This is a genomic window from Membranihabitans maritimus (assembly GCF_021729145.1).
Taxonomy (GTDB): domain Bacteria; phylum Bacteroidota; class Bacteroidia; order Chitinophagales; family Saprospiraceae; genus Membranihabitans; species Membranihabitans maritimus.
Genome location: NZ_JAJSLW010000005.1, coordinates 201468 through 226685, shown reverse-complemented (window position 1 = coordinate 226685; position 25218 = coordinate 201468). Strand labels below are relative to the sequence as shown.

The 25218-nt window shown below is 34.7% G+C and carries 24 protein-coding genes and 1 tRNA gene; 22 read left to right on the top strand and 3 right to left on the bottom strand.

Annotated elements, in window-relative coordinates; genetic code table 11:
• Positions 1 to 5: 5 nt before the first annotated feature.
• Positions 6 to 1328 carry a M16 family metallopeptidase gene (locus tag LVD47_RS07855; RefSeq protein ID WP_236975081.1) on the top strand — a complete coding sequence of 441 codons (1323 nt, stop codon included), beginning with the start codon at positions 6 to 8 and terminating at the stop codon, positions 1326 to 1328.
• Positions 1329 to 1330: 2 nt separating this feature from the next.
• Positions 1331 to 3514: an insulinase family protein gene (locus tag LVD47_RS07850; protein WP_236975079.1), complete on the top strand. Its 2184-nt coding sequence runs from the start codon at positions 1331 to 1333 to the stop codon at positions 3512 to 3514.
• 498 nt (positions 3515 to 4012) lie between these two features.
• Here LVD47_RS07850 and LVD47_RS07845 read toward each other — a convergent pair whose 3' ends face one another.
• Positions 4013 to 4429 (bottom strand): Lrp/AsnC family transcriptional regulator, encoded by a 417-nt coding sequence (locus LVD47_RS07845; RefSeq protein ID WP_236975077.1) that lies wholly within the window; start codon positions 4427 to 4429, stop codon positions 4013 to 4015.
• A gap of 150 nt (positions 4430 to 4579) precedes the next feature.
• On the opposite strand from LVD47_RS07845, the gene LVD47_RS07840 reads away from it, so the two are divergent.
• Together LVD47_RS07840 and LVD47_RS07835 are read left to right on the top strand one after the other, a co-directional pair.
• On the top strand, positions 4580 to 5299 hold the full coding sequence (locus tag LVD47_RS07840; RefSeq protein WP_236975075.1) for a sulfite exporter TauE/SafE family protein: 720 nt from the start codon (positions 4580 to 4582) through the stop codon (positions 5297 to 5299).
• A 150-nt stretch (positions 5300 to 5449) separates the two neighbouring features.
• Entirely contained in the window at positions 5450 to 6070 is a 621-nt protein-coding gene (locus LVD47_RS07835) for a hypothetical protein (protein ID WP_236975074.1), read from the top strand.
• Between the two features lie 168 nt (positions 6071 to 6238).
• On the opposite strand, the gene LVD47_RS07830 is transcribed toward LVD47_RS07835, so the two are convergent.
• Positions 6239 to 6312: transfer RNA gene (locus LVD47_RS07830), tRNA-Arg, on the bottom strand.
• A gap of 118 nt (positions 6313 to 6430) precedes the next feature.
• On the opposite strand from LVD47_RS07830, the gene ung reads away from it, so the two are divergent.
• The 13 genes from ung to LVD47_RS07765 all read left to right on the top strand — a co-directional run bounded on the left by ung (position 6431) and on the right by LVD47_RS07765 (position 18462).
• Positions 6431 to 7108 (top strand): uracil-DNA glycosylase, encoded by a 678-nt coding sequence (ung, locus tag LVD47_RS07825; RefSeq protein WP_236975073.1) that lies wholly within the window; start codon positions 6431 to 6433, stop codon positions 7106 to 7108.
• A 13-nt stretch (positions 7109 to 7121) separates the two neighbouring features.
• On the top strand, positions 7122 to 7511 hold the full coding sequence (locus LVD47_RS07820) for a DUF423 domain-containing protein (protein WP_236975072.1): 390 nt from the start codon (positions 7122 to 7124) through the stop codon (positions 7509 to 7511).
• A 60-nt stretch (positions 7512 to 7571) separates the two neighbouring features.
• Positions 7572 to 8021, top strand: coding sequence for a hypothetical protein (locus tag LVD47_RS07815; RefSeq protein ID WP_236975071.1), 450 nt, complete (start codon positions 7572 to 7574; stop codon positions 8019 to 8021).
• A gap of 1138 nt (positions 8022 to 9159) precedes the next feature.
• Positions 9160 to 9582, top strand: a complete 423-nt coding sequence (locus LVD47_RS07810; protein WP_369427759.1) for a DoxX family protein — start codon at positions 9160 to 9162, stop codon at positions 9580 to 9582.
• 6 nt (positions 9583 to 9588) lie between these two features.
• Entirely contained in the window at positions 9589 to 10077 is a 489-nt protein-coding gene (locus tag LVD47_RS07805; RefSeq protein ID WP_236975069.1) for a glutathione peroxidase, read from the top strand.
• Positions 10067 to 10534, top strand: a complete 468-nt coding sequence (locus LVD47_RS07800; protein WP_236975068.1) for a MarR family winged helix-turn-helix transcriptional regulator — start codon at positions 10067 to 10069, stop codon at positions 10532 to 10534. The genes LVD47_RS07805 and LVD47_RS07800 overlap by 11 nt, the downstream gene beginning before the upstream one ends.
• Positions 10535 to 11199: 665 nt before the next feature.
• Complete coding sequence (locus tag LVD47_RS07795; RefSeq protein WP_236975067.1) at positions 11200 to 12795, top strand: peptidase domain-containing ABC transporter; 1596 nt, start codon at positions 11200 to 11202, stop codon at positions 12793 to 12795.
• Positions 12796 to 12800: 5 nt separating this feature from the next.
• A complete protein-coding gene (locus tag LVD47_RS07790) occupies positions 12801 to 14177 on the top strand; it encodes an HlyD family secretion protein (protein WP_236975065.1) in 1377 nt (458 codons plus the stop codon).
• 1 nt (position 14178) lies between these two features.
• Complete coding sequence (locus LVD47_RS07785; protein WP_236975063.1) at positions 14179 to 15570, top strand: TolC family protein; 1392 nt, start codon at positions 14179 to 14181, stop codon at positions 15568 to 15570.
• Positions 15571 to 15635: 65 nt separating this feature from the next.
• Positions 15636 to 16040: an OsmC family protein gene (locus LVD47_RS07780; RefSeq protein ID WP_236975061.1), complete on the top strand. Its 405-nt coding sequence runs from the start codon at positions 15636 to 15638 to the stop codon at positions 16038 to 16040.
• 102 nt (positions 16041 to 16142) lie between these two features.
• Positions 16143 to 16529, top strand: a complete 387-nt coding sequence (locus LVD47_RS07775) for a hypothetical protein (protein WP_236975059.1) — start codon at positions 16143 to 16145, stop codon at positions 16527 to 16529.
• Between the two features lie 75 nt (positions 16530 to 16604).
• The gene (locus tag LVD47_RS07770) at positions 16605 to 17456 is read left to right on the top strand and encodes an HAEPLYID family protein (RefSeq protein WP_369427751.1); all 852 of its coding nucleotides are present in this window, start codon (positions 16605 to 16607) and stop codon (positions 17454 to 17456) included.
• Positions 17457 to 17886: 430 nt separating this feature from the next.
• A complete protein-coding gene (locus LVD47_RS07765; protein WP_236975055.1) occupies positions 17887 to 18462 on the top strand; it encodes a Crp/Fnr family transcriptional regulator in 576 nt (191 codons plus the stop codon).
• Here LVD47_RS07765 and LVD47_RS07760 read toward each other — a convergent pair.
• On the bottom strand, positions 18452 to 19063 hold the full coding sequence (locus tag LVD47_RS07760) for a hypothetical protein (protein WP_236975053.1): 612 nt from the start codon (positions 19061 to 19063) through the stop codon (positions 18452 to 18454). The two genes, LVD47_RS07765 and LVD47_RS07760, sit on opposite strands and share 11 nt — an antisense overlap.
• 144 nt (positions 19064 to 19207) lie before the next feature.
• Between LVD47_RS07760 and LVD47_RS07755 the strand changes: the two genes are divergently transcribed.
• From LVD47_RS07755 to LVD47_RS07735, 5 genes are all read left to right on the top strand, one after another.
• Positions 19208 to 20308 (top strand): DUF6920 family protein, encoded by a 1101-nt coding sequence (locus tag LVD47_RS07755; protein ID WP_236975051.1) that lies wholly within the window; start codon positions 19208 to 19210, stop codon positions 20306 to 20308.
• A 79-nt stretch (positions 20309 to 20387) separates the two neighbouring features.
• Positions 20388 to 21572 (top strand): metallophosphoesterase family protein, encoded by a 1185-nt coding sequence (locus tag LVD47_RS07750; RefSeq protein WP_236975050.1) that lies wholly within the window; start codon positions 20388 to 20390, stop codon positions 21570 to 21572.
• 552 nt (positions 21573 to 22124) lie between these two features.
• The gene (locus LVD47_RS07745) at positions 22125 to 22868 is read left to right on the top strand and encodes a class I SAM-dependent methyltransferase (protein WP_236975049.1); all 744 of its coding nucleotides are present in this window, start codon (positions 22125 to 22127) and stop codon (positions 22866 to 22868) included.
• 562 nt (positions 22869 to 23430) lie between these two features.
• Positions 23431 to 24012 carry a YdeI/OmpD-associated family protein gene (locus LVD47_RS07740; protein WP_236975048.1) on the top strand — a complete coding sequence of 194 codons (582 nt, stop codon included), beginning with the start codon at positions 23431 to 23433 and terminating at the stop codon, positions 24010 to 24012.
• Between the two features lie 635 nt (positions 24013 to 24647).
• Positions 24648 to 25214, top strand: a complete 567-nt coding sequence (locus LVD47_RS07735) for a DUF305 domain-containing protein (RefSeq protein WP_236975047.1) — start codon at positions 24648 to 24650, stop codon at positions 25212 to 25214.
• Positions 25215 to 25218: the final 4 nt, after the last annotated feature.

Sequence of the window (25218 nt, the reverse complement as noted above, 5' to 3'; positions counted from 1 at the left end):
TTAGTATGAGAAAATTTGTTTTTGTAATTTTTTGGGCCATTTGTGCAGCCACTTTCGTACATGCACAAATGAATACCTTAGAATTTGAAGAATTCGATTTGGACAACGGATTACATGTCATTTTACATAAAGACAATTCTACTCCCATAGTAGCCGTCTCAGTCCTATATCATGTGGGATCCAAAAATGAAGATCCTAACCGAACAGGTTTTGCTCACTTTTTTGAACATTTGATGTTTGAAGGTTCCAAAAATGTGGACAGAGGTGAATTTGATAAATATATTTCTAATGCAGGTGGTGTCAACAATGCAAATACCTCAAAGGACAGGACCTTTTATTATGAAATATTTCCTTCTAATCAATTGGAGTTGGGACTTTGGTTGGAGTCAGAAAGAATGTTACACGCAAAAATTGACGAAAAGGGAATTGAAACACAAAGGGAAGTTGTAAAAGAAGAAAAAAGACAACGTATCGACAATCAACCCTATGGTACCTGGCTCAATAACTCCTTTGAAAAAGCCTATAATACTCACCCTTACAAATGGAGTGTAATTGGATCCATGGAGGATTTGAATGCAGCATCCAATGAAGATTTCGAAAATTTTTATGCCAGGTTTTATGTGCCAAACAATGCAACATTATCAATTGCCGGGGATATTGATATTAAAACGACAAGAACGCTGGTTGAAAAATATTTTAGTGAAATTCCGCAAGGTCCGGCCCCACAAATGCCTCAAGTAAATGAACCGGATTTAGAAGGACCAATAGTCGATACTGTGTATGATAATATCACTTTACCTGCTATGTTTCTCACGTATAGAATACCTCAACAAACAGATGAAGACATGTATGCTATTAAGCTACTAACCAGTTTGTTATCAGGTGGTGAGAGTTCGAGAATGGTCAAAGAACTTAAAGATAAGCAACAATTAGCCATTCAAGTTTCAAATTACCCAATGGACCTTGAAGATCCAGGTGTCAGCTTTATAATTGCTCTGCCCAATATGGGTAAAAGCCTGGAGGATTTATTAATTGGAATTGATACTGAAATTGAAAAAGTCCAAAACGAATTGATAACAGATAGAGAATTTAGAAAATTAAAAAATAATATTGAAGATTCATTTATAAGGGGAAACACGTCAATGGTTTCTATAGCAGAATCGTTGGCAAACTATCATACTTATTACGGAAATGCCAATCTCATAAACACTGAGATAGAACGGTATTTGAATGTAAGTCGCGAAGATATCCGGAATGTTGCCAGGAAATATTTCACCCCTGAAAATCGCGTAATATTGTACTATTTACCTCAACAACAAAATCAATAGAAATGAAATCTATACAAAGGATCAATATGAATCGATATTTCTATTTATTATTATTAGGAGCCATCATATTTTCATGCAGCCCTAAAGTGGGTAATCAAGTAACAGAAAAAACAAGCGAGGTTGAGCCCGAAAACTTGTCAACTGAATGGAGAGCAAATGCTCCTGATCCAGGTCCTGCACCAGAATTTAACCTTGGTGATTACGAACAGTTTACCCTGGAAAATGATTTGAATATAATTGTAGTTGAAAACCACAAACTTCCGGTTGTATCATACCAGTTATTTGTTGACAAAGGTGCTATCGTAGAAGGGGATAAAACAGGTTTGGCTTCTGTAGCCGGACAAATGCTCAAACGAGGTACGGAAAGCAAAACAAAATCAGAGATAGATGAAGCACTTGATTTCATTGCAGCTTCTGTGAATACAAATTCTTCGGGGTTCTATGCCACATCTCTTAAGAAACACAGCGAGGAATTGCTGGAAATCGCTACAGATCTATTATACAATCCCAGTTTTCCACAAGAAGAATTTGACAAGATTATACAAACTACTAAATCAGGTCTGGCTTTTTCAAAATCCGATCCCAATACGATTGCCAGCAATGTCAAAGGGGCTGTGTTATATGGCAAGGATCATGCGTATGGTGAGTTTGTAATGGAAGAGACTATTGATAATATAACACTGGAAGACGTCAAAGATTATTATCGAAAATATTATTTCCCCAATGAATCCTATCTGATTATTGTGGGTGATATAACCTCCTCCGATGCATTGGACCAGGCAAAAAAATATTTTGGCGATTGGAAGGCTGATCCCACATTCAAAAAGCATATACCTCCTTTTGTAGAGCGACCGGAATCAAATACAGTAAATTTTGTTAATAAAGATGGTGCTGTGCAATCTGTATTAAGCGTATCTCAAACTGCTAGATATAAACCCAATGCGGAAGATAGACTGGCAGCTTCGGTAATGAATACCATCCTGGGAGGATATTTTGGATCGCGCTTAAATAAAAATATTCGGGAAGACAAAGGGTATACGTATGGTATCGGGTCCAGTTTATCTCCTGATCTCCACATTGGTTCATTTTCTACATCTGCAAGTGTCCGAAATGCTGTTACAGATAGTACCCTGACCGAAATCTTCAGGGAAATTGAAACTATGAGGACAGAGCCAGTGGATCAAGATGAATTGGAACTCGTAAAAAACGTACTGACTGGGAAATATGCACGGGGATTGGAGTCGCCCCAGACAGTAGCACAATATGCCCTAAATATCGCACGGTATGATTTACCCAAAGACTATTACAAAACATACCTTGAAAGATTGGAAAAACTTACACCGGAAGATATACAAATGGCCGCCAAAAAATATTTGGACCCAGAAAAGATGCAAATACTGGTAGTGGGAAATGAAGATGAAGTAGCATCCAAACTCATACCTTTTGATGGAAATGGTGAAATTGACTTTTACGACGTGAAAGCGAATAAAATAGATAAATCTGTTTCTGAAAATACGGATGATGAATCAAATGATATTTCAGCAGAAGAGGTAGTGGACAAGTATCTGGAGGCTATTGGTGGAAAAGAAAAGATTAAACAAGTCAATGGAATGTTTATAAAATCTGTAGCTGAAACACCTATGGGGAATGTCACCACCACCATAAAAACAGCTGATAATTCAAAATTGAATATGACGGTTGAAGCCCAAGGAATGACTGTACAGGAAATTGTTTTCAATGGGTTAAAAGCTAAAATGGGCGGAATGCAAGGAAGCCAGGTTATTGATGACCCTAAGGAGTTTGGAAGATTTAGGAATATGGCGAAATTTGCCCCTGAATTAGACTATTTTTCTTCAGGGGATTATAATGTAGAAATGAAAGGAAGTGAGAAACTGGATGGCACCGATGTTTATAAGATCGTCGTTAAAACGATTGATGGGTCTACCCTTACAGAGTACTACAACAAAGAAACCGGGTTGAAGGAAAAGGTAGTGAGTAATGCCGAAGTCAATGGTCAACAAATATCAACAGAGCAAGTCTTTGAAGAATACAAAGAAGTTAAAGGATTTTTGATTCCGCATTCCGTTACTTTTTCAGGAGGTGGGATGCCTTTTGAAATGGTTCAAAAAGTAGAAGAAATAGAAATTAATCCGGAAATAACTAATGATGATTTCAAGGTAGAATAAAATCGATTTATTTACCCCCCTATACGGGAAGAATATTTTGGATTCAGACCTCATCAAAATTATGAAATCTAAAAGTGAAGGGCGAGATCAAAGTTCTCAGATATGTGTCTGATTTATTGCACTAAAGGTTTTCGTTGCCACAATTCGGTAATGGAAATCCCAGGAAAATGCTTCGCACCCTTTGCTGTTGTTTGTCGGATGTATCATAGAACAAATTATGGGAAACCCGGGATATTCTTTTGGATCCAAAATGGTAGCAAGAAAATAGCAGTCTTCATTTAGAAGAAAACATCCACATTCAGAATAAAGTACCAACTAATAGAGGGAATGTAGTTTCCTATCATTCCCTCTATTTCCAAATCCTGTTGAAGTTATCGGAAAGAGCCTGTAAATCAACCTAACAGACATGAAGAGTATATCTCAGGGGGACAACGCAGCAAGTCTATGACTTTCGCCTCCACTTCCTAATTAAGCTAAAACGGTAACCATTCCTTACATTCAGGCCTTGACTTTCGATAAAATTAAAGAAGTGGTTGGATCTCCATATTTAAGCATTTCATCAATAAATGATTGTAAGTGCAATTGGTCTTTTAAAACTACTCGCATTTGAATATTATGTTCACCGGTAATTCTATACGCCTCTTGTATTTCATCCCAGGTATCTATCAAACTTGTAAAAGATTTTAAAGTACCGGAACGAAGTTTAACTACTATAAATGCTTCCATCCCAAACCCCAGCTGTGCAGAATCAACTTCTATAGTATATTTTCTAATTACACCCGAATCTTCAAGTCTTTTTACTCTTTCCCTTACAGAAGATGGAGTAAGAGATACCATCCGACCTAATTCGGCAAATGAGGTTCTTGCATTTTCCTCCAAGCATTTGATGATTATTCTATCTGTCGAATCTACCATAAAATCAAGTGTATTTTGAGTAAAAATACATTGAATCCATAAAAATTAATCATTTATACCTATGATTATATATTATCTAATACCACTTCTTACCTAAATTTACAGCTTCTAAAGCATACCATTTTTTAATTGACTAAGAGATAAAATATAATGGATCTTACGATACTGATTGTGGCGTTAGGAATTTTTTTAGGCTTCTTTGTCCATACAATGATTGGCTTTGCTGGTGCATTAATAGCTCTCCCCATTTTACTTACGGTTATGAATATGCCAGACGCTATCTCTATTATTTCAATTTTTTATTTACTATCCAGCATATACCTGGTTTATAAAGAGTGGAATAATATTGACAAAATGATTTTGCAGCGTTTATTATTTATCTCTATTATAGGCATAAGCATCGGAGTATATGTACTCACCTTTTCAAAACCCGTTTTCCTCAGGAGATTACTGGGTGTATTTGTATTCCTCTATGTTGTATATTCATATTTCAAACAAAACAACGAGATTAAGAATCCACGATATACCTTACCGCTGGGCCTTTTAGGAGGGTTCTTTTCAGGTTTATTTTCTACAGGCGGTCCATTATATGTTATGTCCGTAAGAAGTAGTGCTTCAGATATAAAGGCATTCAGGGCGACAATGATAGGCGTTTTAGGAATGATCTCAGTGATCAGGGTACCAGTTCTAAGTATTGGAGGAGTATTGACCAAGACGCATTTAATGCACAGCATTGTGATTATACCCTTTTTCCTCCTATCCCAATTTTTGGGTAAAAAGGCCTATGGAATGCTCAATGAGGCTACCTTCAAGCAAATATTATTACTCTTACTTCTTTTTTCATCGTTTATGCTGATGCTTAAATCATAAAACTCGCAGATGTCTTTTGTAAGGGAATTAACTGTCCAAGTGCATAATTCACAAATTTCATTGATATAATATTTTAAAAATATGTTAATTTATTGATTTAGAGTAAGATATATATTTAAAAGCAGTAAATTTTATAAAAGTTTATTTGCTATGAATTCCATTTTGACTAAGTGTATTCTGTCTTTATTCCTATTAATACATATCTCTAATGTTAATGGCCAGGAAGTTACTGAATTAGTACATTCGTATAAGGAAAGCTACAGTAAAATCTTCGGTACAGACGGTATTATTAAAATGGATCTTGTGAAAAAATTTGAATTGGGGACGAATGATACCACTTATCCTTTCATAATACGAATTAGTAATATTAAAACCGATGTTGATATAATAAGCTATTTAGGAACAGGTAGTTCTCTGGCTAATATCGGATATTCGGTTAATTCTCAGGTGAAAAGAGAGTTTTTTGAGCTCAAACCAGTAGAACTCAGGTCATTGTACAGTTGTGCCAATGAAGTCTTGAGGTATAATGAATCTTTAAAAATCAATAATTACGACAATGCCAGTATTACAGAATGTGAATCCTCAGGTGTGGAATTAAAAGGAGAATACGATACTAGCAGCAGTGGTAAAACCATATACTACATGGAAATTAACAATTCTGTGTATGAAATGAAAAAGAAGGACTTTCGAAATATCATGCTAAATGTCAAGGAAACATTAAATTATCTAAAAAATAAGGGTGAATTAATATCAGACCAGGGCAATAAATAAGGTTTATTAAAAATTTTCACCTTTCCAATATATAATTTGTGAATTTCATCTCTAACTCCCTTGGGGTATTAACCAAATTGTTAGAATTTAATTGAAAGGAAATTTATTGCTAGGTGCGCGTATGAAAAAAGGGTTGTGAAAATAATTCACAACCCTTTGATTTTCAAGTGACCCCGGCAGGATTCGAACCTGCGACCTACTGATTAGAAGTCAGTTGCTCTATCCAGCTGAGCTACGGAGCCGTTTAATGCGCGACAAAATTAGGAATTCATATTCAAAAAAAGTAATAAACTTAGATCAAATTATTATATTTTTAATTCTTCATATAAGTGCGTTATTTTGTCGGCAAAATATATTTCAATGGGTATAAATAATGTACAAATCGAGGAGAGTTGGAAATCGGTACTTTCAGAGGAATTTAACAAACCCTACTTTCATACATTGGTAGAAAAAATTAAAGAAGATAAAAGAAATGGAAAGACCATATACCCTAATGGAAAATTAATCTTTAATGCATTTAATACCACTCCCTTTCAAGAAGTGAAAGTAGTCATTCTCGGTCAGGACCCCTATCATGGACCCGGACAGGCAATGGGATTAAGTTTTTCTGTACCTAAAAACATAAAAATTCCCCCGTCACTACGAAATATTTACAAAGAGTTAAATCGGAGTGTATCTTTCACTGTTCCAGCCCACGGCGACCTTACATCCTGGGCAAGTCAAGGCGTATTCCTTTTGAATGCTATACTAACCGTTGAAAAAAGTAAACCACGCTCGCACTCCAAATATGGATGGGAAGAATTTACCAATGCTGTAATTAAGACTCTTTCATACGAGAGAGACGGAGTAGTATTCCTATTATGGGGCAATTTTGCCAGAAAGAAAAAGGAATTTATTGATTCCTCGAAGCACCTGATCCTTGAAAGTGTTCACCCCTCTCCTCTTGCTGGAAACGGGTTCCAGGGTAATAATCATTTTTCAACCGCAAATCACTATCTTACCCGGCAAAATAAGGCCCCAATTAATTGGACGCTATAAAATATAACAACCTATGAATATAAAATGGATAATAACTTTTACTTTGGGAGCTCTCGCCGTGGGAATAGGAGCATTTGGAGCTCATGCTTTGAATAAATATATGGATGATTATTCAAAAGGAATTTTTGAGACCGGTAGCAAATACCATTTTTACCATGTTCTGTTTATGATCGCTATTTTAATTATTGCTTCATGGCAAAATACTAAATATCCCAATTCATTAAATTACGCCTGGATTTGCTCATTAGCTGGAATAATCTTATTTTCAGGTTCATTGTATTTATTAGCTACCAAAGAACTTCATGCTATTCCAACAAAAATATTGGGTCCTATAACCCCATTAGGCGGTTTATTTTTTATAGTAGCATGGATATTAATGATTGTATTTTTTTTAAGGAAATAAGTAGTATTAAGAGTAAGGTTTATACCCAGTTTTTCTATTATCGTTACGAAATTGAATTTTATGAAAAAAGTATTATTCTTCTGTTTGCCATTATGGTTTTTGTTTATTAATGATATCCAGGCTCAGGATTATTCTAAAGCATTTGGAATCAGAGGGGGGCTTGGAGCCAATGTCACTTATAAGTCTTTTGTAGGACCACAATCAGCATTTGAACTTATGGGAGGATTTTATTTTGGTGACGTTTATGCGAGTTTGGTTTATGAGAAACATAATTATTTTCAAAACGATGTACCTGGTCTTACCTGGTACTGGGGTGTCGGAGGAAGTATATTATTAAATAATGGAGGATTGGGAGTAGGCGTTGTAGGGGCACTAGGCCTAGATTATAGTTTTCGTGATATTCCCTTGAATATTTCCCTTGATTGGATGCCCAATATCTTTATCGTTGGAGGAAGAGGATTTGCCCCGGGAGGTGGAGGAGTTAGCTTAAGATATATTTTAGACCGCTAACCGTTATTTATCAAAAGTTTCGGAAGAGCTCTTTTTTTTGTTTCTCCACCAAACATACCCTAAAGTACCAATTAATAAATAAGGTAAACTCAATAAAAATAGTATCCCCTTGTTCAGACCATTCCCAGCTGTTCCACCATTGGCTAAATTCGATTCGGCTGAAATGCGACACATCGGACATTGCGCTAAAATTTCTGATGTAGGCACCGCAAAAATTACAATTGCAAATACAATAATTAAGATCGATTTAAAAATGCTTCGCTTCATCCTTCAAAGATAAGAAAAATTCAATCAATCATCAATATTCAAACGGCAATATCAAACGGTTATTCAGACATAATAAACTTATATAATAAATTTAACGAACAAACATCCCCCTCTCGTTTTAGGGCCCATAGGTGCAAGGTCTTAACAATCTTTTTTATTAATTTCAAGCAGCCACTGCAACCAGGAAATGGCACCCAAGATATACCCGTCATGTCCTTTTCGTTTAATATCACATCCAACACGAACAGGACACCATAATACTATGTAGCGTTATATAAGGGATTAATTAGTAAGTAAAGTGATTTCGAAGAAGAATACAGGTTCAGATAGAGCTTGAGGCTAATATTTAATGCACAATGCTGAAACTATAAAAGAATGAAGGGAAGAGAGACAACCTCGTAGATTCGATTCTAAGATACAAGTATTTGATTTTTTTGTTTTCTGCTTGAAAATGGCGATCTACTTCCTACAAAGGGCACGAAATAGTCCCCACTATGCATTCACTTGTTATAGTTGAATTTCCCAATTCTCAAACGTTCTGAGCCCCTAAATACTTGCCGGAAACAGGTTAGATTTAAATGGCATTCCCCCCCTTTATCTAGTAAACTGCAATATATCTCTAATACTGAATCAGCTCCGCTACTGGATGTCTCCATGCATTCAATCTTCAGATTATACTACTAGTTTGATCTAACTTAAAAAATATACATACGCATACTATTTCCTGAAAAAAAAGTAAGAACATTCTTTTATATCTTAAATCAATATTGAGCAAAGGATATTAAGTGCTGCGATATCTTATCAAAACTATTGTAATGAACAAAATATTGCTATATTTACATCGTGCACGATTAATTCGCTCAAGATGAAAATTCAAACAAGTTTATTTCAAAATAGTATGCGTATCCTACTCGGGAGTTTTATGGTATTTGCAGGCATTGGACACCTTAGTTTTCTACGCAAAGAATTTCAAGCTCAAGTCCCTGGTTGGTTACCAGATGAGGAAAGTTTTATGGATTTGGTGGTGATATCTTCGGGAATTGTTGAGATTGCCCTTGGATTGGCCATGATTTCTTTAACCAAATATAAAATAAAAGTGGGATTCATTCTGGCCATATTCTATGTTTTGATTTTTCCAGGGAATATTTCTCAATATGCCAATGGGATAGATGCATTTGGCCTTGATACTGATACCAAGAGATTGATACGTTTATTCTTCCAACCCGTACTAATTCTTTGGGCTCTTTGGTCTACAGGAGGATTGAAATACATAATTAATAGAGCAAACAGATAAATACTTATGAAATTTTACGATTTGGAAGCACGGAAACTCAACGGGGAAATTACAAGCATGAGGGCGTATGAAGGGAGAACAATCATAGTGGTAAATACAGCCAGCAAATGTGGACTTACCCCCCAATACGAAGGCCTGGAAAATCTATATAAGGCCTACAAAGATCAGGGGCTTGTCATTCTGGGATTTCCCTGCAATCAATTTGGGAACCAGGAATCGGGAACAGCAAATGAAATAGAAGAGTTCTGCCAAATTAATTACGGAGTGAGCTTCCCTATGTTTGAAAAAATCGAAGTGAATGGAAACAATGCGCATCCAATATTCAAATTCTTAAAATCAGAGCTTTCCGGTGGTTTATTAGGGCGGAGTATAAAATGGAATTTCACCAAATTTATAATTGATCATACGGGAAAACCCATAAAACGCTTCTCTCCTATTACCCATCCGAATAGAATGGAAAAAACCATCCAGCAAATTTTGAAAAATGAAAGATAAATCAGCTTTACTCTACTTAGAAAACCAACTTTGTTTTCCGTTATATGCTGCTTCTCGCCTTACCACCAAAATTTATTCTCCTTACCTGAAGAAATTGAATATTACGTATCCGCAATACATCGTAATGTTAGTGCTCTGGCAATACAATGAGCAGAGTGTTAAAGAAATCGGTGAGCGACTTTTTTTGGAGTCTAATACCCTTACACCCCTTTTGAAACGTTTAGAGATTAAAAAACTAATTAAGAGGAGACGATCCAAAGAAGATGAACGTACAGTACTTGTGTCCCTTTCATCCAAAGGAAACAAGCTTAAGGAAGAAGTTCTCTTCGTTCCTGTTGAGATTATGGAATCCTTTCAGAATTCATCCATTAAAGAAAAGGAATTAAAAACCTTTCAGGAAACCCTTATTAATCTCGTAGGAATACTAGCAAATAAAGCGACTGCCGGGCAAAAGTAATTTTTTTCTTCGAAGAAAATCACATCGATTTAGAATCACGTTATATATATTCTAACTGAGTAAATTGTACCTGAATATCAGCTCTTTCAATATAAAGGTAGCCCCTATTTAAGACATTTATCAGAAGTTATTCTTGTGCGATCGTAATAATAAATCATTTTTAGATGAGATCAATACATTTAATTAAAGGTGAGTTCGACAGAAAAAATAGAAGCTCTGAAGAACCTGTCCCGACATGAAATTGTCGAAAAGCGAATTATACCTAATCATGGGGACCAACCCAGGGTGGAAAACAATTATTTGTTGAGCTTACGTTGATTTAACAATTTAGGCCATAAATATCCCCCCACGTTAAATGGTGTTTTTACAAAGTAAGATTCTATAACAACCAAGGAATTATTTAACGCAAAATATAATTTCACACTTACCCCATTACAAATAACTTTATTAATAACTTCTCCATAAAAAAGCGTAATTACAAGTAACAAATTAAGAAGAAAATTTTCACTCCTTAAACCATGATATATATTTTTGATCTTTTTTTTTACTATGTTTTGCACTAACATTTGGTAGAGATGACTGCATAATTATTGTAATTTTTCAAATATTTACAGACAAAAGAAATGAATTTAAGCCCAATAAAAAGATTTAGGAATTTACTTAAGGTGTATAAAATTGAGGTAAGACAAATCTATACATATGCCTTATTTATTGGTTTAATCAATCTAACTCTTCCCTTAGGTATTCAAGCCATTATAAACTTTTTACAAACAGGGGAATATTCTTCGACCTGGCTACTATTGGTTGGCTTTGTATTATTTGGTATTTTAGTAAGTGGAATTTTACATGTAATGCAATTGCGTGTGGTCGAAAATAGTCAACAGGATTTACTTGCCCGGTCCGCGTTTGAATTTGCCTATCGAATACCCAGAATTTCTTTTTTAAAATTAGACAAAATATATGCACCGGAGTTAGTAAACAGGTTTTTTGATACGCTGACGATCCAGAAAGGGGTGCCCAAAATATTAATTGATTTTTCGTTGGCCATTTTTCAGATATTCTTTGGTTTAATACTCCTGACAATATACAGTCCGTATTTTATCATTTTGGGCATTATTCTGGCATCTGTCATCTGGTTGATCGTGAGAATATCTGGTCCCAAAGGGATGTCTACCAGCCTGAAAGAAAGCAAATACAAATATCAATTGGCTCATTGGTTAGAAGAGATAGCAAGACTAAACAGAACTTTTAAAATTCACAATGAAACAAAATTCCACCTTCATAAAACAGATAATATTGTAGGTAACTATGTAAAAGCCAGAGAAAATCATTTTCAAGTCTTATTAAGTCAATTTAAATTATTTATTGGATTAAAAGTTATTGTCGCAGCCGGACTCTTATTACTCGGTGGTATGTTGGTTTATCAAGAGCGGATGAATATTGGTCAATTTGTAGCAGCGGAAATTGTTATTATAATGATAATCAATTCTATAGAGAAGGTTATATTTACCATTGATGTCATATATGATGTTCTGACAGCTCTTGAAAAAATAGGGTATATGACGGATCTTGAATTAGATACAGACAAAGGCAATGCTACTATAAGGCCTGACACCGGAATTAGTATCAAAGCAAAAGAATTGGTTTTTGGTTTTCCCGATGAGAAAGAAGTCATTATTGATAAACTTAATTTTGAAATAGCTCATAATGAAAAAGTCGTTTTATCAGGAAAATCAGGTACAGGGAAGTCAATTTTACTTCAGCTAGTAGCCGGTATACATCAAATACAGAAAGGTCAACTATTTATTAATGATATCCCAATAGCCCATTACAAGCGCCAGGATTTATATAAAATACTCGGAGTAAATTTTCCTATTAACCAAATTTTTGACGGGACTATCAAAGAAAATATTCTGCTTGGAAGAAATTGTGAAGAAAAAGAACTCTCTAATGTTTTACGCATTGTAAATCTTAACGATTATCATATAAGACAACCCAAGGGAATTGATAGTAAAGTAGAAAGTGGTGGTCGCAGACTTCCGAGAAGCATAATTCAAAAAATACTTATCGCCAGGCTATTAATTGGGAACCCTAAATTATTATTAATGGAGGATCCCCTTCAATTTATTGAAGACGCTGAAAAAATAAGGATAATAGATTATATAATGTCCAAAGATCGTGAATGGACAGTTATCGTGATATCCGACTTTAATTATTGGAAAAAGCAGTGTGACAAGATTTTAGACCTTTCAAAAAACTAAGACGTATGCTGAATATCTCAAATAATAGTATTAATAATTTCATTAAATTAAGTGATTTCAAAGTGTACAATTTATTGCGAAAGAATTCTGCAAAAAGGCTTACTCTTTGGATTCTGGGGATATTGTTTTTTATATTTATTCTAACCTTGTTTTTACCCTGGACACAAAATATAAGTGCCAAAGGATATGTAACTACGCGCTCACCTCAACATCGACCTCAATCCATTCAATCTGTTATTCCCGGAAGAATTGAAAAATGGTATATTCAAGAAGGTGATTTTGTAGAAAAGGGGGATACGATTGTATACCTTTCAGAAATTAAAGATAGTTATTTCGATCCGAACATAGTCCAAAGGACTTCTGAACAGGTGCAGGCAAAATCTCAAAGTATTGAAGCTTATGATCAAAAGATTTTAGCACTAAAAAGTCAATACTTAGCATTGCAGGATGCACTCGATCTTAAGAGACAACAAATACAAAATAAAATATCCCAGGCTCATAATAAAATTAGTATGGATAGTATTGACCTGGAAGCGCTTCAAACCAATTTAAAAATCACTCGCAACCAAGTAGACAGGACGAAAGAACTATACGATAAGGGATTGAAATCCCTTACTGAATTACAAGAAAAACGATATAAAATACAGAACGAAACAGCAAAAGTAAATGTTCAAAAAAACAAGTTAATCAATCAAAGAAATGAACTAGGTAATTTAACCATTGAACTTTCAGCAATAGAAAGGGAATATGCCGATAAGATGTTCAAATCACTTTCTGATCGTCAATCAGCCATATCTCTAAAGATGGAAAGTACTGCCAGTGCCGCCAAACTTCAAAATCAGCTAAGCAATTACACGGAAAGACAGAAATTCTATTATATCACAGCTCCTCAGACAGGGTACCTTACCCAAACCATAAGAAAAGGGTTGGGAGAAACCGTCAAAGAGGGCGCCGATATTGCTACGATAGTGCCTTCCGAACACGACCTGGCGATCGAACTTTTGATCAGACCCCAGGACATACCTTTATTAAGTATTGGGAACCTGGTCAAACTTAGATTTGACGGTTGGCCAGCAGTCGTGATTAGCGGATGGCCAGAATCTTCAACAGGAATTTTTGATGGAAATGTTGTTGCCATTGATAAATTCATCGGTACAAATGGAAATTACCGAGTAATGGTCAGCCCAAATAGCAAAGATAAATATTGGCCTGAACTGTTAAGTATAGGGACCGGGGCACAAGCTTTTTTACTCCTGGAAAAAGTACCAATATGGTATGAAATATGGAGGAAATTAAATGGGTTCCCTCCAAACTACTATCAAGTGAAAAATAATCAGCAAACTGAGATCAAACGCAAAGCACCGATAAAATCAGTTAAGTAATATGAGGAAACGATGGATTGCACATATTATTCCGATTCTTTGTTGTATTCAGGGATATTCTCAAACCGATCAGGTTATTCTTTCCTACAATGAATATATTAATGCGATAAAAAGATTTCATCCAGTGGCGAGACAAGCTGATTTAAAAGTGCAATTGGGTGATGCAGAAATGCTCAAAGCAAAGGGCAATTTTGATCCAAATATTAATTCAAGTTGGAGAGAAAAAAATTTCTCAGAAAGCCTTTATTATAGACAGTATTCTACTAAGCTCAGGATACCAACTGTCCTTGGTCTTGATCTGGTAGCCGGATATGAAAATACAGAGGGTAAATACCTCAATCCAGAACTAAATACAGATGATAACGGATTGTGGCATATTGGTATTGAATTAGATATTTTACAAGGGCTTATTGTCAATGAGCGAAAAACAACTTTAACCCAGGCAAAAGTATTTCAACAACTAACTAAAAATGAAAAGCAGGTTATCTTGAATGAACTCCTTTTTAATGCAACTTATGCCTATTTGCAATGGCAACTTTTCCATCATTTTGACCAAGTATTAAACGAAAATCTCCAACTTGCTAATACCTATTTCGAAAACACAAAACAATCCTTCTTTGGTGGAGATAAGACGGCCATGGACACTCTCGAAGCTCATATCCTATCGCAAAATGCACAAATTGAGTTACAAAAAAATGATATGGAACTAGTTCAATCCCGGATGAATATTGAAAATTTCCTTTGGTATGATAACCAACCGATGCAACTTCAGCCTAATATAAATCCAGAAGATTATTTCTCACTCAACTTTCTGTCAGTAAATAAGAGAAATGATATCTCCATCGAAAACAATCCTTCTTTACTTGCATCTATAAACAAACTTTCTATGCTTGAAATAGAACAAAAGCTAAAAAGAGAGAAACTAAAACCAAAACTCAAATTAAAATACAACCCTTTATTATATACCACTTCCAATAGTATTGTTCCCAATTATTCCATTGACAATTATAGTTGGGGATTTGTCTTTGCGATGCCATTATTTCTTCGAAGTGAAAGAGCAGATATCCAACAGGGAAAAATAAAGATGTTTGATCAAAAATTAGAAATTGAGAACAAAAAGAATGAATTGGAGAACAAGATAGAGAATACCCTGGCACAACAAAATCTACTACGCAAACAACATGACATTTTAGAAGTTAATACACAAAATTACAAGAGGCTACTGGATGGGGAAAATGAAAAATTTCTCTACGGGGAAAGTTCCGTATTTCTTCTTAACAAAAGACAAGAGAAATACATAACTTCCCGACTAAAATTAATAGGCAACCAAATAAAAATGAATATAGAACAGTTAAAATATTTATATTATACTAATACATTGACAGAAGAATAAAAGTTATTAGATACAATTAAGAAATAAATATCCATTTTTAATTGGTAATATGAGATCATTGAGATATGAAATATTCAATTAAAGCCAGCTCGATTAAAAATCAAAAGGGTTCTATAAAAATCAAAAAATCAGAAATTATATTTGGTATAACATCCGAAACAGATAATGATTTTGTAAATCCTGCAGAAATATTTTTGAGTGCATTTTCTTCCTGCATTCTAAAAAACGTAGAGAGATTTTCAGGTTTGATGAAATTTAAATATACCCATGCTGAAATTACTGTAAATGCAGTACGTCTGGACAAACCGTCTAAATTGGATAATATTCATTACGAATTATTAATTCATAGTGACGACAAAAGTTTGAATATTAACTTGCTGAAAAAAAATATAGAAAAATTCGGTACTATATATAATACGATACAAGCTTCTTGTTCTGTTGTTGGAGTCGTAAAAGTTGTATTGTTATAATAGATTTTTCTATTCTTACACCTTTTTGGACCAATATTTATTGCAGCTATTTTATGGTTCCTTCTACCGATATATTAAAAACCAGTAATGCATTTTTGAAAGGTGATTAATAAAATTAGAAACACTACATTAATTAGACTCACATGCGGTCTACTGGGACTTTACCTCCTCAACATCAGTGTTGATACAAAAGATCTTTATCCAGAACATATCTCAGAAGATTTATCTATCAATGATCAGGAAAGTCTTATTGAATTAGTTATTGAAAAAGTGTTAGGATTTGAAAATGCGTTTAAAGAGTATGATGACAATGACTCCCAAGAACATAATAAGAATAGTAGCCATCAATTAAAACAAGTTTTCTATCAATATCGTCATTGGGATTGTATGCACCTAATTTTTGAAGGCCCAAAAAAAACATTTCGGCAATTTAGAGCCTTTTTGTCTTCCGGATTTTTAAAACTCGATACGCCCCCGCCAAAAATTTGATTATCATAAAATAATCTTCGAATCAATGTCACCATACTAAGGTGAAAATTTTTAAAATTATGAAATCAAATAATAATGAACATCAAAATATTTTTGATGCCAATTTTAGTATTGGCTTTTTCTCAAATTGCTATTGCACAAAATTTGGCTGCTGAAAAAGATAGCACTTACGTTCAAGAGGTGGAGCAGCAGCAACTACCGGCAAAGGTATTCCATGCAGAACCTCTTTATATTGATCTCATTCGTGATTTAGGGGCAAGAAAGGGTGAAAAGGAATGGAATTTAGGATTAGGGCTAGCAGACCATTTACATTTTGATTCATATGAGGCTCTTGTAGAATACGAATGGGCGCCCATAGACAGGTTGGGATTGGAAATAGAACTGCCTTTCACCTTCTATTCCCCGGTAAACGGATCTTTACCTGAGTCGATTCCATCTCATAGACTCAACAGTGTCAAGATGGCAACCCAATGGACCTTTTACGTGAGCGAACCACATGCTACCTCAATGGCATTAGGGTATATTAATGAAGTGGAGTTTTCCGATTTTAAAAACTTTGGCACCCCTCTAATCACAGGTAATTCATACAATCCTTTCCTGGTAGTTGCCAGGCGATGGGGAAACAATTTCCATTCACTCATTTACACCGGGCCTGTGGTAAAGCAAAAGTTTGGTTCCAATAGATTCCATACTATTTATGATCTGAATACCAGCATACATTATACGATAACAGGCACAAAAAACTTTATAGGTATTGAGTTTAATAAAACATATGATCGTATGGATTTTGATATGACTATGAGGCCCCAACTGCGTTTGGGAATTTCCGAAAACACCCTAATTGGAATTGTTGTAGGGATCCCGGTAAAGAGAGAAAATGAAAGATTTAGTACTTTTATACGACTTATCTGGGAACCCGGGCATTAGATTAAAAACATAAAATAGATTCTTTGAAATAACATTAAGCGCATGAAGGAATAATTTGGATCTTATAAGGAATATGCATATAATGTTCATTATACTCCCAAAATGCGCTTAATATTTTGCACGATATTAAACCGTTATAATTGCAATTAAATGATTACATTTTGAAAACACACTAAAAGAAATTGACCTGATAGACATATCCGGAACGTATGGAATCAATTGAGAAGCCAGAATAGAATCATTTTCAACTGTTGAAAATAAAAGCCGTTCTATTATATGTAAGGTAATTGGAGATGCCACCATAAAGAGTGATTTAGTAAATAGCTTTCCCCGGCGTTTTATTCAGAATAAAAATTATCTATTTTTAGACATCTAAAATCCCGTAAAAATTCAATAAATAAATTAGCAGTCGATCGTTAAAATATTGAACATGACACATATACTCATAAAATTACTATCGGAATTAACGCCACTATCAGAAAAGGAAAAATTTGATATTGAAAGTAGTTTCCCGATAGAAAGTTTTGAAAAAGGAACATTTTTACTCCGGGAAGGCCAGGTTGCAAGAAATGCCTATTATATTATTTCAGGATGTGTCAGGGAATATGAAATCAATGACGGAGAAGAAAAAACTACAGCCTTTTATACAGAAAATCAATCTGCTGTCAATTTTAATAGCATTGCCAAGCAGGCACCCTCTGAGGTAAATTATATATGCATGGAGAAAACGACCCTGGCCATACTCAATACGGAAAAAGAAAACAAATTGTACGAGAAACACCCACGATTTGAAACCTTTTGTAGAAGCGGAATGGAACAAATGATGGGTTCCCAACAAGAGGAATTAATTCAAACCATCGTATTAAAACCAGAGCAACGATATAAAAAGTTACAGCAAGAACGACCGGATCTTCTTAATCGGGTCCCCCAACATCAAATTGCCAGTTATCTGGGAATCAAACCGGAATCCTTAAGCAGAATCAGGAAGCGCATTACTAAAAGTTAATCCCAAAATGTAAACCTGGTTCACCAATAAAAAATCCATTCCACTTATTTTCTTGAATCTGAAAAGATGATGGCAAATGGGTATTCACAGGCCAGAAAGTACAAGCTATTGAGGGTGCAAGGAACACTCTATTATCAAAAAACTGAAATTGATAACCAATCCGTAAAGTATTAAATAGCTGAAAACCACTTTGGATTTTTCGTCCGGATTTATCTAGGTAATCCTGATGAAAAGCGGTAGCATGAAATTGGACAAAAGCCTCCTTCCAGATAAATCTTTTATACGCAAGACCAGCCCCATATGACTGCACCTTCCCCGGATAATTGGAAGCCGTTTTCTTTTTATTAAAGGGTACTCCCAATGGCTCATAATAAGTCCATGTGATTAATTCAATTGATACAACATCTTTTGCAGTTATTCGATAGCCACCATTTAGTTGATAATAAGCTGGTGGCTCCGGGTCATCGACCAGGTTAGCAAGCATAAAAAATGTACTACCGATAAAATATTTGTTTTCCGGAATTTCATCATTAGTTTGGGCGTCAATAGTAACACCAGACAACAGGAAAACAACAAAAAACATGTAGGTATTTCGACTCATTATTTTTATATTTAATACAAAAGTCGATGCGTGGAGTCACAATTCCATTGACTTTTATCAAGAAATTCAACACAATAAAATTGTATGTTTATTTCAACTTAGTTGCGCAATTCAATAATCAGTTTAACCATAAATCATCTGGAAATGAGGATAATTTTAATACTGGTCATGGGATTACACGGGAGTATTCACCTTTTTGGGTTCCTAAAGGCTTACGATATAACCACATTCCAGGGAATATCTGAACCAATTTCCAAACCTGTGGGAGCCTTTTGGTTAGTCAGCTTTATCCTTTTCTCAATCACAATTATCCTTCTTATTTGGCAACCAGATTATTGGTGGCTAGGCGGGTTTATGGCTATCCTGGTTTCCCAGGCATTGATATTCTACTTTTGGTCCGATGCCAAATTTGGAACCCTCATTAATATACTTATACTGCTGGCATCTATCGTTTCCTATTCAGATTTTCGCTTTACTAATCAAATTTTAGCCGAAAGAAAAGATCTTTTTCAAAGGGCTCAAACTGTGACTAATAATCCGATAATAGCTCAGGAAATTGCAGATTTGCCCCCGGTTGTTCGGAAATGGCTTCATTCAAGCACAGAATTTGGACAACCTATTGTATCCAATGTATATCTAACCCAGGAATTGAAACTAAAAATGAATCCAGGACAAAAGGATTGGAGTTCTGGTACTGCGAATCAAATCTTTACTGTTCAACCTCCCGGATTTAATTGGGTTATCAACACTTCTATATACTCTCTTATTTCAACAAAAGGTCGGGACAAACTCGTAAAGGGGAAAGGGGAAATGACAATAAAGCTATTTTCCCTTTTTCCGGTTGTTCATGCTGATAATAATTTCAAAGTAAATCAAGCAACCCTACAGCGATATCTGGCAGAAATTGTATGGTTTCCTTCAGCTGCGTTATCTCCCGACATTCATTGGGAAGCTTTGAATGACCATTCCGCTAAAGCAACGATGGATATTCAGGGGACAAAAGCTAGTGGTATATTTCACTTTAATGAATATGGTCAGTTTGTAAAATTTGTGGCCATGCGCTATAAAGATGTAAAAGACCCTACTCCTACACAATGGTCCGTGGAAGCTATCAAATTTAAAGATTTCAAGGGGATAAAAGTACCTGTAGAATGTGAAGTGAGTTGGATGTTAAATGGTGAAAAATGGACCTGGTTAAAAGTAAAAATAGTCGACATATCATATAACATAGCAGCAATACCATAATGATATAGATTATCATATACGGAAGAACAATTATTCTAAGACAAGATGAAAATTTCAGAAAATCTACAATATCAGGTAAATGAAACAAATTAATATATACATTATAGCCATCACAGGATATTTTCTACTTGCCTGCCAATCTAATCCTGCTTCAAATGAGGAAGAATGGATATTCGTAAGTATGCCTGATTTTCTTAATGTAGATTGTGATTATCCGCAGGAAGGTTGGGAAAATGCAGTATCCTATATATTGGAATCCATAAAACAAGAAGATCCTGATTTTTTGGTAGTACCTGGTGATTTGGTTATGGGGCACTGGGATGATCCGGAGTGGAATGATAGAGATACTATTGACAAGTATGCCAATAGATATTATTCAGCCTGGAAAAACAGGATGAAAGACCATGGTATAAAATTCTACACTTCCATTGGAGATCACGAAATAGGTGACAATGCCTGGAGGACAACAAAAAAAATAGAAGCTGTAAAATTGTATAAAGAAGCCTTTGCCCGACATATGGAAATGCCCGCGAATGGCCCTGATCATATGAAAGGTACGGCTTTCTGGTGGAAACACAAAAATGTCCTTTTCATTTCTACTGATATATTCGAAAAAGGTCAAAGTGACCAGGGATTGATTAAAGCCGGTGTAACCGGAGAACAACTGAAATGGCTAATCAACATACTCGAAGAAAATGCCGATGCAGATCATAAATTTGTTCTGGGCCATGCGCCGATCCTGGGTCCCGTAAGAAAGTGGAGCTCGAGTGGCCTGATGATTAAGGAGGGCAGGGAATCAGGTTTTTGGCAGGCTATGAAAAATTACGGGGTAGATGCTTATTTATGCGGAGAAGTACACGCTATTACATGTACCGAAAGGGACGGAATAATGCAAGTAGCTCATGGTGGGTTGATTGGATACAATACACGTACGAATTACATGGTTGTACAGGTGAAAAAAGATAAAATTCAGCTGGAAATAAAAGAGATCGATATACTACCACATGGAAATCATTTATGGCAAACTAAAAATAATAGGCCACTGGAAAAAGTAACCATTTCGAAGGCAGATAAAGACAAGGGATTTTATCCGGTGGGAACCGTGACCATTAATAAAAAAAACGGTAAACTTTTTCTCAACCGAAAAGGATATTTTTCACCTAAATACGAAACTAGTAATGAATATGCAGGCCCTGTATTCAGAAAAAATAATAATCCGAAAATCCTTTCAGAAATACCAAGAGTATTGATTTCGGAAGACTAAGTTTTTCTTCAGATTATATTGCTATTCAGCAATACCAGGAATAATTTTGAATTCAGCAAGATACCAATATATTAATCAAGACGGACGGTTAAGCAGGAACTAATTTCTGGATAGTATCATCCTATAAAAGACTGATTTTTGAAAATATATTCATACATATGACATTACTCCATAGTACTGCCTATAGTCCTTATTTTCAATTAGGCCAATTACTGCTGGAGTTCAATTAATGATCAGAATATAAGACTTATGAAAAGCATCCCTTTGTAGTAAGTCTATCTTAAAAATTTTATTTTCAGCTCTGCTTAAAGCAAAAGAAATACAAAGAAGAACCTATCGATGATACCAGGGATAATCATTTTAAATGGTTGATTCAGACAATGAAAATTTGCTTGCTTTACAATTGTCCCTGGTTATTGGAAATAGACATAATTATTGAAAACAACAATTAATAATTAAATTCATATAAATTATGGATAGTCAGCAAATGATTCAGTTTCTCCCAACGAGATGTAAAATATTCTTTAGAATAATTCAATCGAATGTCTAAATATGACCAATAATTACGATCAAACTACAGCTTTTCATTACTCCATATATCGACCTTCATTACATTTCATAATATTAAAGGAATGTTTAGAACATGAAAATATTTGTTCTTTAGGGTTGGATGTCGGTTGTGGAACGGGCCAGTCATCTATTGCTTTAACCCGTTTTTGTAATAATGTTGTAGGAATTGAGCCAAGTAAAGAGATGTTGCACAAAGCCATTTACCATCCCAGGATAGAATATAAATATTACAACAAGGAGAATTTCACCTTTCCAAATGATTACTTTGATGTAATTACTTTCGCAGGGTCCCTTTTCTATGCTAAATCACAGGCTTTGCTTAATGAGGTTGTCAGGGTATCCAAAAATTCTTCCAGAATTGTCATTTATGATTTTGAATTATCACTAGATTGGATTTTAGAAAAACTAAATTTAAAAAGGTCTCATCATCAGAATTCATCTTATGATCACCAAATAGATTTTAATGAGTTATACGACAAGCCCATTAGGATCAAAGGCAGATTCACGAATAATATACCATTAGAAATATCATTAAAAAATCTATCGCATTTGTTACTTTCATCCAGGGAACATTATTATCTGCTGCTGAAAACTTTTGGACAAGACAACCTATACAATGAACTCTTAAAAAAACTATATTCAACCTTTACAACTGCAACCATAGTTATAAATGCAACTACTTTTTCAACAGTGTATCAAAATATAAAGAAAGAATCTAAATATTGAATCCTAAAATCAAGCCTCGATTATCAGATTGAATCCCACCTAATTATTTATACGGCATGACATAGGGTTGTCACATACAGGTTTTATCTTTGGTTAGTAGTTCATTGGTTTTCAAAGGCAGCTATTAACTGTACTAGTCGGCAAAAAGCGATGATGATTTTTGAGATACTGCCAGGGATACTATGTCTTACCCCGGTACTTAATTGAAATATAAAAATTCCTGATACGTTGGTAGAAAAATTGTTTCAGGGGGATGGTCCTGATTGAAAAGGTAAAACCTTTCCAGCATTGTCCGAATCAGTACCTTAACATAGGTAATCGACTTAAGCTTGAAAGTATCGAACTTAAAAAACCTGTCAGTAAGGTCGTTATTCCAAATAGTCATATTTCAAAAAAGGTTTGGCAAGATTTTATATCTGCAGAAGTTAATCAAATGAAGATTGATTATATACATTGATCCAAATTGAAATTAGAAGATATTCAATAGGGTCAATATTTTTGTTGAATATTATCTTAACCTCACTCCTTAATATTCTTACATTACTGAAATGAATCAATTTTTATGAGCAAAAAGGAAATAGAAACATATTGTCCCAAAAACCAATCAGAATGGAGAAAATGGTTAACAAAAAATCACCGGTCAAAAAAATCAGTTTGGCTAATGTATTTTAGAGTTTCCTCCCAGGTACCTTCTGTTAGTTGGAGTGAAGCAGTTGATGAGGCCCTTTGCTTCGGATGGATAGATAGTACAAAAAAATCGATTGACGAAGAAAGGTATATCCAATATTTCAGTAAAAGAAAACCAACCAGTACCTGGTCAAAAATAAACAAGGAGAAAGTTAGCAAACTAATCCAACAAGGTCGAATGACTGATGCAGGTTATGAAACCATTAGAACGGCGAAACAAAACGGCACATGGTCAATAATGGACGATATTGAAAACCTTATCATTCCAAAGGAATTAAAAATTGCATTGGGGGAAAATAATATTGCCAAGAATTACTTTGAATCACAATCAAAATCAACAATGAAAGGAATGTTGTATTGGATTGTAATCGCTAAACGTAAAGAAACCAGACAAAAGAGAATAGATGAAATAGTCAGATTGGCTTCTCAAGGGAAAAGACCAAAGCAATTTGAATAAAAGAAACCACGGTTAGAAACGCATACATTCAACAAAAAATAAGTATGAAAATTTTATTTATTAGGATTGGGAGGCTAACAAGATTCATGTTTAGGTATTAATTATCCCTGGGAATTCGAACACACGTAACAGGTAGATGGAACCTTTTGAGGGTTCTGATCGAAACGAGAATCAACATTCAAACTTATTATGCTTCAGGTAACTACCATGTGCTTATATCGCCCCGAATTCATCGGAATTTGTAACAGGAACAATTTATAAAATATTACACCACTGAATACATTTAGTTCGAAAAGGTATTTAACATAACTTTTCATGCCTTCTATCATACCGAGATTCTACTCAAGATGAAGAATAAAAAAAAACGGAAATATGGGTTCCATCCGAGAAATTCCTAAAACAAATGGTTCACTTTTATGAAACAACATAAATCGTGGACATATAATAACCTAATCATCATTCCGTGAGCCATTCCTATTAATTTAATTTTTTATATTAACAAAATCATTAAAATATTCACTAGATGCTTAAAGTTTGTTTGGAAAGACCTAGAAATGAAATAAAATCAGCAAAAATTATAGCACAAAAGCAAGCCTGAAGAATTAGAAATAGTTTTTAAATAAAAAAATTCTACCATGAAGGGTAATAACAAAAACAGTCATAATTATTTTAAATTCTTTGCAATGATCACTACTTCCATGGCTGCTATGTTTTTTTTAATGTATACACATTCATATCAAATCATTGAGCATTTCTGGTTTAGTGAAACCCGGTTGTTTATGACCCTTGTCATGGGTGGAGCTATGATCATTATCATGCTACTTTACATGCTTAGTATGTACAGAAAACGCGGGAAAAATATAGCTATTTTTAGTTTGGGTCTTATCCTTATTATTGGTGGTATATGGTTGGTTAGGAGCCAGAAAACCGTCTCAGATGTGGATTATATGAAGGGTATGATTCCACATCACTCCATTGCATTATTAACAAGCGAAAAATCAAAGATAAAGGATGTTAGAGTACGGGAACTTGCTGATAAAATTATCAAAGCGCAACGCAAGGAAATAATGGAAATGCAATGGCTGATAAATGACATTAGAGAACATGGAATTGCTCGTACAGAAAAAGAAGGTGAACATCGACCCGTGCCCATATTCGAAGGATTAAATACCACAGAGTCAGAAAACCTAAGAAACCGGTGAAGTA

Bases quoted from the DNA above. Each gene is read 5' to 3' on its own strand.
- LVD47_RS07745 (WP_236975049.1), top strand. From the start codon at position 22,125: ATGACCAATAATTACGATCAAACTACAGCTTTTCATTACTCCATATAT.
- LVD47_RS07800 (WP_236975068.1), top strand. From the start codon at position 10,067: ATGAAAGATAAATCAGCTTTACTCTACTTAGAAAACCAACTTTGTTTT.
- LVD47_RS07765 (WP_236975055.1), top strand. From the start codon at position 17,887: ATGACACATATACTCATAAAATTACTATCGGAATTAACGCCACTATCA.
- LVD47_RS07820 (WP_236975072.1), top strand. From the start codon at position 7,122: ATGAATATAAAATGGATAATAACTTTTACTTTGGGAGCTCTCGCCGTG.
- LVD47_RS07850 (WP_236975079.1), top strand. From the start codon at position 1,331: ATGAAATCTATACAAAGGATCAATATGAATCGATATTTCTATTTATTA.
- LVD47_RS07855 (WP_236975081.1), top strand. From the start codon at position 6: ATGAGAAAATTTGTTTTTGTAATTTTTTGGGCCATTTGTGCAGCCACT.
- LVD47_RS07840 (WP_236975075.1), top strand. From the start codon at position 4,580: ATGGATCTTACGATACTGATTGTGGCGTTAGGAATTTTTTTAGGCTTC.
- LVD47_RS07750 (WP_236975050.1), top strand. From the start codon at position 20,388: ATGAAACAAATTAATATATACATTATAGCCATCACAGGATATTTTCTA.
- LVD47_RS07780 (WP_236975061.1), top strand. From the start codon at position 15,636: ATGAAATATTCAATTAAAGCCAGCTCGATTAAAAATCAAAAGGGTTCT.
- LVD47_RS07790 (WP_236975065.1), top strand. From the start codon at position 12,801: ATGCTGAATATCTCAAATAATAGTATTAATAATTTCATTAAATTAAGT.
- LVD47_RS07845 (WP_236975077.1), bottom strand. From the start codon at position 4,429: ATGGTAGATTCGACAGATAGAATAATCATCAAATGCTTGGAGGAAAAT.
- LVD47_RS07815 (WP_236975071.1), top strand. From the start codon at position 7,572: ATGAAAAAAGTATTATTCTTCTGTTTGCCATTATGGTTTTTGTTTATT.
- LVD47_RS07805 (WP_236975069.1), top strand. From the start codon at position 9,589: ATGAAATTTTACGATTTGGAAGCACGGAAACTCAACGGGGAAATTACA.
- LVD47_RS07755 (WP_236975051.1), top strand. From the start codon at position 19,208: ATGAGGATAATTTTAATACTGGTCATGGGATTACACGGGAGTATTCAC.
- LVD47_RS07740 (WP_236975048.1), top strand. From the start codon at position 23,431: ATGAGCAAAAAGGAAATAGAAACATATTGTCCCAAAAACCAATCAGAA.
- LVD47_RS07735 (WP_236975047.1), top strand. From the start codon at position 24,648: ATGAAGGGTAATAACAAAAACAGTCATAATTATTTTAAATTCTTTGCA.
- LVD47_RS07770 (WP_369427751.1), top strand. From the start codon at position 16,605: ATGAACATCAAAATATTTTTGATGCCAATTTTAGTATTGGCTTTTTCT.
- LVD47_RS07760 (WP_236975053.1), bottom strand. From the start codon at position 19,063: ATGAGTCGAAATACCTACATGTTTTTTGTTGTTTTCCTGTTGTCTGGT.
- ung (WP_236975073.1), top strand. From the start codon at position 6,431: ATGGGTATAAATAATGTACAAATCGAGGAGAGTTGGAAATCGGTACTT.
- LVD47_RS07785 (WP_236975063.1), top strand. From the start codon at position 14,179: ATGAGGAAACGATGGATTGCACATATTATTCCGATTCTTTGTTGTATT.
- LVD47_RS07835 (WP_236975074.1), top strand. From the start codon at position 5,450: ATGAATTCCATTTTGACTAAGTGTATTCTGTCTTTATTCCTATTAATA.